The following is a 12477-nucleotide window of genomic DNA, read 5'->3' as shown; positions in this document are numbered from 1 at the left end:
GCGCGATCATCCGCTCCGCCGCTGTGCTCACCGAAGCGCAGATGGAGCAGGCGGCGAGCCACCTGATGACCGACCGCGTCGAGGCGGAGTTCGTCGGAGGTCGCGTCCAGGCCCGACGCGAGCGGCGCATCGGCGCCATCCCGCGGTCTTCGGCGCCCGTGAAGGCATCGGCGCAGGAGGGCCGCGACGCCGTGCGCCGGGCGCTCCGCCGCGACGGGCTCGGTATGTTCACCTGGTCCGACACCGCAGACGCGCTGCGCCGGCGACTCGCACTGTTGCGACGAGAGCTCGGCGATCCGTGGCCCGATGTCTCGGATGCCGGGCTGGTCGACTCCCTCGACGTGTGGCTCGCGCCCGAGCTCGATCGCCTCGCGTCCGGCACCCCCGCAGCACGGCTGGAACTCTCGTCACCGCTCCGGCGCCTGCTGCCGTGGCCCGATGCCGTGCGCCTCGATGAGCTCGCGCCGGAGCGCCTCGAGGTGCCCAGCGGATCCCGCGTCCGCATCACCTACCCGGAGCCCGACGGCGACCCGCACGCACGGCCGGTCGTCGCCGTGAAGCTGCAGGAGTGCTTCGGGTGGGCCGAGACTCCCAGGCTCGTCGACGGGCGGGTGCCGGTGCTGTTCCACCTGCTGTCCCCCGCCGGGCGTCCGCTCGCGGTCACCGACGACCTCGCCTCGTTCTGGTCCGGTCCCTACAGCCAGGTGCGCGCCGAGATGCGCGGACGCTACCCCCGGCATCCGTGGCCCGAAGACCCGTGGGCCGCCGTGCCGACCAAGCACACGAAGAACCGCGCGGCGCGCTGAGCAGCCACCGGAGCCGGAGCCTCAGCGCGTGCGACGTCGCAGCGTCAGCGACGCGAGCACGAGGGCACCCACCGCGAAGGCCACGACGATCAGCAGCGGGCCGAACACGTCCCAGCCCTCGTCGCCCGCGGCCACCGCGTTGATCGTGTCGATCGCGTAGCTGAGCGGGAGCCAATCAGAGATGGCATACAGCACATCCGGCATCTGATCGCGGGGCATGAACAGGCCGCCGAGGATGATCTGCGGGAACACCAGCAGCGGCATGAACTGCACCGCCTGGAACTCGGTCTGTGCGAACGCACTGGCGAGCAGCCCCAGGGCGGTACCAAGTAGAGCATCGACGACCGCGACGAGTCCGAGCTGCCACAGCGGCCCGTCGACATCGAGCCCGCATACCCCGACCGCGAACGACACCGTGATCACCGCCTGGAGCAGGGCCATCAGCCCGAACGCGAGCGCATAGCCGAGGATGAAGTCGGCTTTCTCGAGGGGTGTGGTCATCAGACGCTCGAGGGTTCCCGAGCGACGCTCGCGCAGGGTCGTGATCGACGTGATGAGGAACATCACGATGAACGGGAACAGCGCCAGGATCGCGCCGCCGAACTGGTCGAACACCCCCGCCTGGTCGCTGAACAACCAGGCGAAGAGACCGACCAGCAGACTCGGCGCCACCAGCATCAGGGCGATCGACCGCGGATCGTGCCGCAGCTGTGCGAGCACGCGCCCCGCGGTGGCGAGCATCCGGCGGCCGTTCATTCTCCGGCCTCCTCACGGTGCTCCCGCGCTTCACGGCGTGATCGAGGGACGTCGGCATCGCCGCTGCGGTCCCGCTCGATCAGTGCCAGGAACGCGGACTCGGCGTCGGTCGTGCCGGTGTCGGCCAGGAGCGACGACGGGGTGGTGTCGGCGATGATCCGCCCCTCCCGCATCAGCAGCAGCCGGTCGCAGCGCACCGCCTCATCCATCACGTGACTCGACACGATGAGGGTCACACCGCGGTCGGCGAGCCCCCGGAACAACGCCCACAGCTCGGCACGCAGCACGGGGTCCAGCCCGACCGTCGGCTCGTCGAGCACGACCAGCTCGGGAGAGCCGATGAGCGCGACCGCGAGCGACACCCGCGTCGCCTGACCACCGCTGAGCGCGTCGACGCGCTGCCCCGCCTGGGCACGCAGACCGACCTCGTCGATCACCCTGTTCACGTCGCCCTTCGGCGCCTTCAGCAGCGAGGCGAAGTACGAGAGATTCTGGCGCACGCTGAGGTCGCCGTACACCGCAGCGCCCTGTGTGCCGTAGGCGACGCGGTGGCGGAGCTGTCGGGATCCGCCTGGCTCGCCGAGGACGGTGACATTGCCTCCGGCGATCCGCTGCACACCGACGATCGAGCGCATCAGGGTGGTCTTTCCGCATCCCGACGGCCCGAGCAGCCCCGTGATCTGTCCACGCGGGATCGTGAGGTCGATCCCGTCGAAGACCCGCACTGCCCCGCGGTGCACCCGCAGCTGCGCGATCTCGACGGCTGAGTTATTCATCATGTGATGAATTATGCGCCTGCGCCTCGAGCACGCAGAAGAGGGCGGCCTTCCTCAGTCGAGCAGGTGGCGGAGGTAGCGTGTCGGATGCTCGAGGAACGAGCGCCAGTGGTTCACGATCTCGAGGTCGCCCCATTCGGCGGGACGGACTCCCCACTCCCCCACTTCGAGGATCTTCGCGCCGGGCAGCGCCGCGAGCACCGGCGAGTGCGTGGCGCACAGCACCTGCCCACCGTCGTCGGCGATGCGCCGCAGCACGGCGATGAGCGCCAGGGTCGAGTTGAACGACAGGGCGGCCTCCGGCTCGTCGAGGCAGTAGAAGCCCGGCTCGTCGAAGCGGCTCTCCAACAGTGCGAGGAACGACTCGCCGTGGCTCATCTCGTGGAACGGCACATCGGCGCCGGCGGTCGACGGGTTGTCTTCGAGATAGGTGTAGAACGAGTGCATCGTCTCGGCCCGCAGGAAGAAGCCCCAGCGGTTGGCTCCCACACCGCGCTGCAGCCGGATCCACTCCGACAACGGCGACTCGGTCGCTCGGGTGCTGTGCCGCGCCTGACGCGAACCGCCCTCGGGCGAGAGGCCGTAGGCGAGTGCGACGCCTTCGACCAGGGTCGACTTGCCGCTGCCGTTCTCGCCCACGAGGAACGTCACCCCGGGGTCGAGATCGATCCCCTCCCGTAGCACCTGGGCGACCGCGGGAATGCTCGTCGGCCACTCCCCATCCGGCGTCGGGGCGTCGTCGTTCGGGCGCACCGCGACGACCGGCTGCTGCCGCCGTCGGCGAGAGCTCGGCTCCCAGAACGCCTCCATCGTGCTCCCTCCGCGTGGTGTCTCGTGGAGGCTACCGGCATCCGCGGACATGGAGTCGCGCGGGCGCGATCAGCACTCGATGACGTTGACCGCGAGGCCGCCCTCGCTGGTCTCCTTGTACTTGGTCGACATGTCGGCACCCGTCTGACGCATCGTCTCGACGACCGCGTCCAGTGAGACGTAGTGGCTGCCGTCGCCACGCAACGCGAGACGAGCCGCCGTGACCGCCGTCGACGCCGCGATCGCATTGCGCTCGATGCACGGGATCTGCACGAGTCCGCCGATCGGGTCGCAGGTGAGCCCCAGGTGGTGCTCCATCGCGATCTCCGCGGCGTTCTCGATCTGACGGTTCGTGCCACCCATCACCGCGGTGAGTCCTCCGGCCGCCATCGCGCACGCGGAGCCGACCTCGGCCTGGCATCCACCCTCGGCTCCGGAGATCGACGCGTTCGCCTTGAACAGCGATCCGAGTGCGGTCGCGGTGAGCAGGAAGCGACGGATGCCGCGGCGACGGTTCGCCTCCGCGGTCTGCTCCTCGTCGAGGTCGCTGGCATTCTCCAGCGCCCGCACATCCGACTCGAACCCCAGCAGCGCGCTGCCGACCAACTCGCCGTAGGGAGTCACGGCGTTGCCCGCACCGAGTCCCGAATCGGCGAGGAACCGCCACCAGTACATCGCGACGGCGGGGAGGATGCCGGCAGCGCCGTTCGTCGGCGCCGTCACCACGCGACCGCCCGCCGCGTTCTCCTCGTTGACGGCGAGGGCGAACGCGCCGAGCCACTCGCCCGGCAGCTCTCGATGCCCGTCGGCCTCGACCGCTTCGAGCTGGCCGCGGATCACGCCGGCCCGCCGCTTGACCTTGAGGATGCCCGGCAGTGTGCCGTCGGCGTGGAGTCCGGCATCCACGCACCCCGACATCGCGTCCCAGATCGCGTCGAGACCGGCCGCGACCTCCTCCTCGCTGCGCAGCGAGGTCTCGTTGAGGCGCGCGACCTCGGCGATCGACAGCCCGTTCTCATCGCACAGGGCGAGCAGCGACGCGGCGTCCGCATACGAGTAAGGGAATCCCGCGGTGGTGAGCTTCGCGTCCTCCCCGTCCCGGCGAATGAACCCGCCGCCCACCGAGTAATAGGTCTCCTCTGCGACGATCTGCCCCTCGGCATCCCACGCCGTGATCGTCATGGCGTTCGGGTGGCCGGGCAGCCGGGTCCGCGGCGCGAAGACGATGTCCTCCTTCGCGAACGGCACGTCGTGGATGCCGTCGATCGACAGGGCACCGCCGGCGGGGAAGTCCGTCCAGGCCGACCTCACGTCGGCGGGGTCGCACGCCTCCGGTGTGAGTCCGCGGAGACCCGCGACGACGGCGTCCGGAGTCCCGTGCCCGATCCCGGTGGCGCCGAGCGAGCCGTACAGCGTGCTGCCGACGCGCGCCACGCGCGGGAGGGCGCCCGTCGCGGTGAGTCGTCGAGCGAAGTCGAGGGCCGCCCGCATCGGTCCGACCGTATGGGAGCTCGAAGGCCCCACTCCGATGGAGAAGAGGTCGAAGGCCGAGACGTACGCAGTCACCCCTCCAGGCTACGCCGCATCCGCGCCTTCGGTTCGCCTCGATTAACTCGGCGCCGCGTCAAGCCCCTTCAGCCCCGCACGCCCCCGAGGCATCCTGACGGGACGACTTCGAGAAAGGGGCGATCATGACCGACAGCACGCCGAACCAGGACGCGAGCACGACCGACGAGGTGAACGCGCTCACGCCGGAGCAGGTGCACACGACGGGAGAAGCCGACACCGCAGGCAGTGCACAGAGTACGGATGAGGTGCCGGCTCAGGGTCAGGTGCAGAATCCGGACACGGCCGAGACTCCGGACCAGGCCGAATCGCCCGAAGACGCCGACCCGAGCGAGGTGCCCAGCACCGAGGAGCTCGAAGAGCCGAGCACCGAGAAGGACCCGGGCGAGGAGCCGAAGGCGCCGAAGCGCGAGGAGCCCGAGCCCGACCACGAGGCCGTCGGGATCGGGGTCGTCGACACGGAAGAGCCGCAGGCCGGCTGAGCCGCTCCTCGAGATCCCGGACGACCGCCGAGACCTCGCCCTGCAGACATCGGCAGGGCGGGGTCTCGGCATGAACGCGGGTGTCCGCGCCTATTCGACGAGCTTGCCCGCCGTGTCGACGTCACGCATGAGCTCGGCGATCTCGGGAGAGACCTCCGGGATCTCCTCGCGGGTGACGCCCGCGGTCGGCGACCACACCAGGTTCACCCGCAGCGTCGGGTCGGTGTCGGGGAAGTCGCTGCGGTTATGGCATCCGCGCGTCTCCCGGCGCTCCAGCGCGGCCTCGAGCGTGGCGCGGGCGGCGAGCGCCGATGCCTTGAGGTCGAACGCATGGGCGAGGTCCTGGAACCCGGCGATGTCCGGGTGGATGCCGACATCCTCCATGCGCCCCTCGATCATGTCGAGGTCGGCGAGCCCGGCGCGCAGCCCGTCTTCCGAGCGGACGACGCCGGCGTACTCGGTCATGAGGTTGCGGATCGCGCGCTGCAGCGCGCGGACGTTCTCGCGTCCCTCCGCGGCGAGCAGATCGTCGATCTCGGCCCGCGCGGCGGCCACGGCCTCCGCCGACCGCCGCTGCGCGTCGAGCCCGGCTGCGTGCTCCATCGCGGCCTGACCGACGATACGACCGTAGACCAGCAGCTCGATGAGCGAGTTGCCGCCGAGACGGTTCGCGCCGTGCAGTCCGCTGGACGCCTCGCCGATCGCGTACAGCCCCTCGACGTCGGTCTGGTGGTCCTCCGGGCGCACCCAGACCCCGCCCATGGAGTAGTGCGCGGTGGGGGCGATCTCGATCGGGTCGGTGGTGATGTCGAGCATCTGCAGCTCCATCATCGTCTGGTAGACGCGGGGCAGCCGGGTCATGATCGTCTCGCGCGGCAGGTGCGACACGTCGAGCCAGACACCGCCGTTCTCGGTGCCGCGTCCTTCCTTGATCTCGGTGTACGCGGCGAGCGCGACGCGGTCGCGGGTCGACAGCTCCATGCGCTCGGGGTCGTACTTCTGCATGAAGCGCTCGCCGAGGGCGTTGCGGAGGATGCCGCCCTCGCCGCGTGCGGCCTCGGAGATGAGCGTGCCGGCGGCGTTCTCCGGCTCGATGATGCCGGACGGGTGGAACTGCACGAGCTCCGGGTCGCGCAGTCGTGCTCCGGCGTCGACCGCGAGACGGAAGGAGTCGCCGGTGTTCTCGTCGCGACGGGACGAGGTGCGGCGCCAGATGCGGTTGTGGCCGCCGGCAGCGAGGATCACGGCATCAGCGTGGATCAGGTAGCGGGTGCCGTCGGCCTGGTCGAAGCCGTAGGCACCGAAGACGACGTTGTCGCGCACGAGCAGACGCGTGATGTAGACGTGGTCGAGGATCGGGACCTCGAGCTGCTCGGCCTTGCGCACGAGCGTGCGCTGGATCTCGAGTCCCGTGTAGTCGCCGGCGAAGGCGGTGCGGCGGAAGGTGTGCGCACCGAAGAACCGCTGCGAGATGCGGCCGTCGTCTTCGCGGGCGAAGTCCATGCCCCACCGCTCGAGGTCGCGGATGCCGCGCTCGGCGCCCTGCGTGACGATCTCGACGGTGTGCGGGTTGGCGAGCAGGTAGCTCTCCTTGATGGTGTCGGCCGCGTGCTGCTGCCAGCTGTCCTCGGCGTCCATGGTGCCGAGTGCCGCGTTGATGCCGCCGGCCGCGAGGGAGGTGTGCGCGTCCTGACGCGGGCGTTTGCCGACGGCGAGGACGTCGACGCCGTGTTCGGCGATCTCGATCGCGGCGCGCAGACCGGAGCCGCCGGTGCCGATCACGAGGACGGTGGTGGATATCTGACGTTCGGGGGTAGACATACGTTTCACGCTAATTAGGCCACCCTAATAACTCCAATGCATAGTTCGAGTGGAAACGATGCCGGTAGGCTATGGCCATGAACCTCGAGCAGCTCCGCGGGTTCGTCGAGGTCGCACGCCTCGGACACTTCACCCGCGCCTCCGAGCACCTGCACCTGGCACAGCCGTCGCTGAGCCGACAGATCTCCACCCTCGAACGCGAACTCGGCGCCGAACTGTTCCACCGCGCGCGTGGCCACATCGCGCTCACCGCCGCGGGCGAGACACTCCTCCCCCGCGCACAGCGCATGCTCGCCGAAGCCGACGCCATCAAGGACGAGATGGGCGAGCTGGCCGGGCTACGTCGTGGCCGTGTACGGCTAGGCGCGCCGCCCACGCTGTGCATCAGCCTCGTCGCCGAAGCGATCAGCGTGTTCCATTCGAGCCACCCCGGCGTGGACCTGCACCTGACCGAGAGCGGCTCCCGACGGCTCGTCGATCAGCTCGCCGTCGGCGCGGTCGACATCGCCCTCATCACCGAATCCGACGGTCCACCGCCGTCGGGCTTCAGCCTCACGCGCATGCCGCTGCTCGCCGAAGAGCTCGTCGTCATCTCCGCCGCGACGGAGCCGCCGGTCTCGACCATGCCCGCGATGAGCCTCGCCCATCTGGCCACGCTCCCGCTGATCGCCCTCGACGAGACGTACGAGCTGCGAGCGACCACCGACGCCGCCTTCCGCGCCGAGGGCCTGGTGCCCACTCACGTGCTCGAGGGAGCCGAGATGGATGCCGTGCTGCGCTTCGTCGAACGCGGTGTCGGCGTCGCGGTGGTCCCGGCGATGGTGCTGCTCGATCGTCCTGCACTGCGGTCGGTTCGCCTGACCCACCCGATGATGACCCGCACCGTGAGCCTCGCCCACCGGGCAGACGTCACCCCCGCCGTCGCGGTCGCGGCGATCCGCGAGGTCATCGTCGCCACGGCCGCGGAGGTCGCCCGCCGCGACCCCGCGATCACCAGCCTGCTCTGACGCGGCGCTCCACCCGCAGCCCCGAGAAATCAGCCCGGATACAGCAGAATCCCCGCCGCTTTCGCGACGGGGATTCTGTACTGTCTCAACACAGTGTGCGCCCGAAGGGACTCGAACCCCTAACCTTCTGATCCGTAGTCAGATGCTCTATCCATTGAGCTACGGGCGCCCAGCCCGCTCAGCGGGCCGTGGAACAGCCTACAACAGTCCTGACGCGAAAGCGAAACGAGGCCTCAGTCGCTCGCCGCCTCGGCTTTCTGCTGCTTCTTGCGCCGCTTGGCCCGCGCGCGCTGCTCGGAGGAGAGCGCCTGCAGGTCGACCAGACGCAGCGCCTGCATGCGTGCCTCGCGCATGCGCCCGTAGTCGGGATCTTGATCCGGTCGCATGCCCTCGACCCGCAATCGGCGGTCGAGATTGTGGCGCACGTCGGCCCAGGCGGCGTCCCGCGCCTCTTCGACGATCTGCGCCAGACGTTCCCGGTCTTCCATCATCTCGCGCAGGCGCTGGCCGACCCCGGTGGACTGCTTGGCCCGGCGGCGCAGGTTTCGCACATCGCGGTCGCGGTAGTCGTGCGTGCCGACCGGATCGGAGTGCCGACCCCTGGCCCGCTTACGCAGCGCGGTGACGTTGGCGGCCGCTTCTTCCGACTCCTCGGCCATCGCCCGCAGCGCCTCCCGCGCATCGTCGATGTACTTCTCCATGTCGAAGACGCCGTCTTCGGCGATGGTGCCGATGAGGATGTGATTCTTCACGGCGAGGCGCGCGGCAGCCGTCGCGATCGCGACGCCTTCGGCGATGGCATCCGCTGTCCGTCCCACCGGCACCTCCTCTCCACGAGCGTACCGGTATCACTGGGGCCCGGTGTCGGCCAGAATGGTTCCGGATCAGCATGCCCCACCCCTCCGACATCCACCGCCACGGCCCCGGATCGCGCACCGCAGGAGACTCATGAAACACCTCGATCTCGCCGGCAGCACCACCGTGATCACGGGAGCCGCGAACGGCATGGGCGCCGACATCGCCCGCCTGCTGGCCACCCGAGGAGCGCACCTCGCCCTGATCGACCACGACAGTGCCGCGCTCGCGACCCTCGCCGCCGAACTGGGAGACGCCCGGGTGACCAGGCACGTGGTCGACCTCCGCGACGACGACGCCGTGTTCGCCGCCGCCACCGAGATCACCGCAGCGCATCCGAGGGTCAACGCCCTGATCACCTGCGCCGGATCATCGATGCTCGGAAACCTCGACCAGCTCACGATGGAGGAGATGCGCTGGCTCACCGACGTGAATCTCTGGGGCACGGTGTCGATCACCAAGGCGCTGCTGCCCGCCCTCCGCGCTGCGCCCGCCGCGCACATCACCCACTTCGCGAGCGTGTATGCGCTCGCCGCTCCAGCCGGACGCATCCCGTACGCGCTGAGCAAGTTCGCCGTGCGGGGCTTCTCCGAGGCACTGCGGCACGAGCTGGAGGGCACCACGGTCAGCGTCGGCGCCGTCTATCCGGCCGGCGTCCGCACCGGAATCATCCTGCACGGGCGCTACGCCGCCGCGATCGATCCGGAAATCGCCGCTCGTGCCGCCGCCGCGCAGGCCGCGATGTACCACACCGATCCGGCGGACGCTGCGGCCCGCATCGTCCGAGCGACCGAGCGAAGGGCTGCCCGCACGATGGTCGGACGTGAGGCACGGCTAATCGACGTGCTCACGCGCATCGCCCCGTCGTCGTACTGGCGCGTGATGCGACGACCGCTGCGCGCGGCGATCGACACGACGACGCCGGTCGCCTGACCGCACCGGGCCGGGTCAGCGGACCGCGCCCACCCAGATCCCCGATGCCCACGCCTGCTGATCGCCGTTGCAGCCGACCGAGCCGGGGTAGCCGCGGACGACGGCCATGCAGTTGGCGAGGAACTCCGGGTCGTTGCCGAACATCGAGGCGTACGCGCCGGAAGACGTGAGCGCACCCCAGACCCGGAACTGGTAGATGTGCGCGAGCTCGTGCGCCATGGCCCAGTTCAACCGACCGGCGCTCCAGTCCGCGATGTCGCCGCGGTACTTGATGTAGCCGTTGCTGTTGGCGCAGGCCGGCGCGTTCCCGCCCGCGCACGACGACGACTCGTACAGCCCGACACCACCTCCGCCGACGAGGTCGAGCGCCGCCCGCACCCGCGCGTACCCGTCCGGCCCGCTCGATGTCCAGGCCGGGCCACCCGGTCCTGCGCTCTGCGCGGCCTGCACCGAGGCGACCTGAGTGCCGACCTTCTCGGCGAGCGCATGCACCGTGGCCGTGGCCGCCGTGACCGTGGCGGGGTCCCTCGACTCGGCCAGCACGGTCTGCTGGGCCGACAGCGCGGCAGCCCGATGAGAGGCGGTGTCGACCATCCCCTGTGCATTGTCGAAGACGCGGCTCAGGGCCGTGATCTCGGCGACGAACGCCGGCCGCACCGCGAGCACCGCCGCGCGGTCGGCCGTGTCCTGCTCCGCCTGCGCGATCGTCGCCTCGAGATACTCGGTGCGCTGCCTGGCCTCGTGGTATTCCTGCGACAGGCTGCCGAATTCCGCCACGACCGCGACGCGCTCCCGATCGAGGGCATCCGCCCGCGCGAGCACTCCGGCGGACAGCACGACCGCCGCCGCGAGCGTTACCGCCAGCACCCGGCGCATCACTGCAGGAACCCCGTGGTGTCGCCGATCTCGGCATCCTGCTCAGCGATCTGCGACCGCAGAGCGGTGAGCTTCTGCGCGAGCTCGAGGTTCTCCCCGTGGGATTCCTCCAGGGCGCGCTCGACACGGACGATCTCCGCTTTGACTGCGGTGAGGGCTGCCACCCGCTCCTGATCGGCGATCGCGACCAGCGCGACTCCTCCGAGAAGCAGCAGGCACCCGACCGCGACAGCAAGACTCCGCATCTCGCTCCCCAGAACAGCGCAACGTTTCCGGACCGACTCCGATCGGACCAATATACAACTGGACCCGTCGTCGGTGTTCCCGAATGTGCGCGAGCGGGACGGCGGCGGTTCAGACCAACAGGTCGCTGCCGTCGTCGAGGCGCCGCTCCGCTGCCGACTGGCCGCTGGCGAGGTGTGCCGGCACGATGCGGCGCAGCGCCTCCGTGTCGCGTGCGGCCATCGCCTCGAGGATGATGCGGTGCTCTTCGGCCATGGCGAGCAGATCGTCGTGCTGTCCGAACAGCCACCGCAGCCGGGTGAGGAACACCGCGATGAGCTCCCCGAGCATCTCGTTCCCCGCGAGTTCGACCGCGACCTCGTGGAATTCGGCCGCCGCGATCCGCGCAGCCTCGGAGTCCTGGGCCGTGGCCGCCGCGAACTCGCGCTCGTAGGCGGCTCTGATCCGGGCGATACCCGCCTCATCGTGACGCTCGGCGGCGAAGACGAAGATGAGCGTCTCGATGGCCTCACGGACCTCGGCGAAATCCTGGATGTCGCGGCGGGTGAACTCGCGCACGACCGCCCAGGTGCGTGGGCGTGCGACGACGACCCCTTCGGCCACGAGGGTGCGGATGGCCTCGCGGACCGGGAGGCGAGAGACGCTCAACTCGGCCGCGATGTCGCGTTCGACCAGACGCGACCCGGGCGCACGTCGGCCCAGCACGATGTCGTCGCGCAGGATGCGCGTGACCCTGACCGATTCGAGTTCGCCGCTTGTCCCCATAGCCCCCGCCATCTGGGCATTCTCGCATCACGGGCCGGGTTACTCAACTTTTGGTATCCCAACACGCCCGGGATGCCTCGGTCCGGGACGAGCGCGCGAGACGCGGAAGGTCTCCGTCGCGCTCGTCCCGCCGGGCTCAGGGGAGGCGGTTGGCGATCGCGATGTTCGCGGTCAGCTCGTCGGCGTTCTGCCGCACGACGTACGCCGGGCGATCACGCTCGACCCGCCACGACTCGCTGAGCGGCCCGACGTTGACCGTGTCGAAGCCGGCCTCGTCGTAGAAGCGCGTCGCGAACGCGACGGCCTCGGCGTCGTCGCCGGCGGTGGCCAGCGCACGACGGTTCGGGGCTCCGTCCGGCTTGCCGTCGGTCGTGATCTCGGCCGCGAAGATGTGGTTGAACGCCTTGGCGATCTTCGAGTCCGGCAGCGCGCGCTGCACCAGCTCCGACGTCGTCGTCTCGCCCTTGTCGAGCGCCTCGATGTGGCCGTCGCGCTCGAAGTAATAGTTGTTCGTGTCGAGCACGATCTTGCCGGCGAGCTGTGTGGCGGGGAGCGCGTCGATCGCCCCGAGAGGAACGGTCACGACCGCGACGTCCGCAGCGGCCGCGGCGTCTTCCGCCGAGGCAGCCTTCGCACGGGGTCCGAGCTCTTCCACGAGGTCCGCGAGCGTCTCCGGACCGCGGGAGTTGGCGATCACGACGTCGTAGCCGTTCGCCACCGCGACCCGCGCGACCTGGCTGCCGATGTGTCCTGCACCGATGATTCCGAGAGTAGTCATGCT

General features: G+C 70.0%; 14 protein-coding genes and 1 tRNA gene. 4 read left to right on the top strand and 11 right to left on the bottom strand.

Annotated elements, in window-relative coordinates; translation table 11 throughout:
* Window positions 1–806, top strand: an 806-nt coding sequence (locus GZ67_RS0103655) for an ATP-dependent helicase C-terminal domain-containing protein (RefSeq protein WP_029273762.1), incomplete at its 5' end; no start/stop codon positions are given.
* 21 nt (window positions 807–827) lie between these two features.
* Here the strand turns inward: GZ67_RS0103655 and GZ67_RS0103650 are convergent.
* The 4 genes from GZ67_RS0103650 to GZ67_RS0103635 all read right to left on the bottom strand — a co-directional run bounded on the left by GZ67_RS0103650 (window position 828) and on the right by GZ67_RS0103635 (window position 4714).
* Window positions 828–1562, bottom strand: a complete 735-nt coding sequence (locus GZ67_RS0103650; RefSeq protein WP_029263788.1) for an ABC transporter permease — start codon at window positions 1560–1562, stop codon at window positions 828–830.
* On the bottom strand, window positions 1559–2341 hold the full coding sequence (locus tag GZ67_RS0103645; protein WP_036304180.1) for an ABC transporter ATP-binding protein: 783 nt from the start codon (window positions 2339–2341) through the stop codon (window positions 1559–1561). Before GZ67_RS0103645 ends, GZ67_RS0103650 begins: the two co-directional genes overlap by 4 nt.
* A 51-nt stretch (window positions 2342–2392) precedes the next feature.
* The gene (locus GZ67_RS0103640; RefSeq protein WP_029263786.1) at window positions 2393–3148 is read right to left on the bottom strand and encodes an AAA family ATPase; all 756 of its coding nucleotides are present in this window, start codon (window positions 3146–3148) and stop codon (window positions 2393–2395) included.
* A gap of 69 nt (window positions 3149–3217) precedes the next feature.
* Window positions 3218–4714 carry an L-serine ammonia-lyase, iron-sulfur-dependent, subunit alpha gene (locus GZ67_RS0103635; RefSeq protein WP_029263785.1) on the bottom strand — a complete coding sequence of 499 codons (1497 nt, stop codon included), beginning with the start codon at window positions 4712–4714 and terminating at the stop codon, window positions 3218–3220.
* Window positions 4715–4839: 125 nt separating this feature from the next.
* On the opposite strand from GZ67_RS0103635, the gene GZ67_RS20975 reads away from it, so the two are divergent.
* Window positions 4840–5196 carry a hypothetical protein gene (locus GZ67_RS20975; protein WP_029263784.1) on the top strand — a complete coding sequence of 119 codons (357 nt, stop codon included), beginning with the start codon at window positions 4840–4842 and terminating at the stop codon, window positions 5194–5196.
* Window positions 5197–5286: 90 nt separating this feature from the next.
* Here GZ67_RS20975 and GZ67_RS0103625 read toward each other — a convergent pair whose 3' ends face one another.
* A complete protein-coding gene (locus GZ67_RS0103625; RefSeq protein ID WP_029263783.1) occupies window positions 5287–7017 on the bottom strand; it encodes an L-aspartate oxidase in 1731 nt (576 codons plus the stop codon).
* 71 nt (window positions 7018–7088) lie between these two features.
* On the opposite strand from GZ67_RS0103625, the gene GZ67_RS0103620 reads away from it, so the two are divergent.
* On the top strand, window positions 7089–8024 hold the full coding sequence (locus GZ67_RS0103620) for a LysR family transcriptional regulator (protein WP_029263782.1): 936 nt from the start codon (window positions 7089–7091) through the stop codon (window positions 8022–8024).
* A gap of 96 nt (window positions 8025–8120) precedes the next feature.
* On the opposite strand, the gene GZ67_RS0103615 is transcribed toward GZ67_RS0103620, so the two are convergent.
* Both GZ67_RS0103615 and GZ67_RS0103610 read right to left on the bottom strand, forming a co-directional pair.
* Window positions 8121–8193 (bottom strand) — tRNA-Arg (locus tag GZ67_RS0103615).
* Between the two features lie 64 nt (window positions 8194–8257).
* A complete protein-coding gene (locus tag GZ67_RS0103610; RefSeq protein ID WP_029263781.1) occupies window positions 8258–8842 on the bottom strand; it encodes a hypothetical protein in 585 nt (194 codons plus the stop codon).
* Between the two features lie 130 nt (window positions 8843–8972).
* On the opposite strand from GZ67_RS0103610, the gene GZ67_RS0103605 reads away from it, so the two are divergent.
* On the top strand, window positions 8973–9812 hold the full coding sequence (locus tag GZ67_RS0103605) for an SDR family NAD(P)-dependent oxidoreductase (protein WP_029263780.1): 840 nt from the start codon (window positions 8973–8975) through the stop codon (window positions 9810–9812).
* Window positions 9813–9827: 15 nt separating this feature from the next.
* Here the strand turns inward: GZ67_RS0103605 and GZ67_RS0103600 are convergent, their stop codons facing one another.
* From GZ67_RS0103600 to GZ67_RS0103585, 4 genes are all read right to left on the bottom strand, one after another.
* The gene (locus GZ67_RS0103600; protein ID WP_029263779.1) at window positions 9828–10688 is read right to left on the bottom strand and encodes a hypothetical protein; all 861 of its coding nucleotides are present in this window, start codon (window positions 10686–10688) and stop codon (window positions 9828–9830) included.
* Complete coding sequence (locus tag GZ67_RS0103595; RefSeq protein WP_029263778.1) at window positions 10688–10933, bottom strand: hypothetical protein; 246 nt, start codon at window positions 10931–10933, stop codon at window positions 10688–10690. The genes GZ67_RS0103600 and GZ67_RS0103595 overlap by 1 nt, the downstream gene beginning before the upstream one ends.
* A gap of 109 nt (window positions 10934–11042) precedes the next feature.
* Window positions 11043–11696: a GntR family transcriptional regulator gene (locus GZ67_RS0103590; protein WP_231481683.1), complete on the bottom strand. Its 654-nt coding sequence runs from the start codon at window positions 11694–11696 to the stop codon at window positions 11043–11045.
* A 136-nt stretch (window positions 11697–11832) separates the two neighbouring features.
* Window positions 11833–12474, bottom strand: coding sequence for an NADPH-dependent F420 reductase (locus GZ67_RS0103585; protein WP_029263776.1), 642 nt, complete (start codon window positions 12472–12474; stop codon window positions 11833–11835).
* Between the last annotated feature and the right edge of the window lie 3 nt (window positions 12475–12477).

The sequence above is a fragment of the Microbacterium sp. Cr-K20 genome (genome assembly GCF_000708325.1).
Taxonomy (GTDB): Bacteria; Actinomycetota; Actinomycetes; order Actinomycetales; family Microbacteriaceae; genus Microbacterium.
The sequence above is the reverse complement of the archived record's forward strand: the minus strand, read 5'-3'. Positions and strand labels throughout refer to the sequence as shown.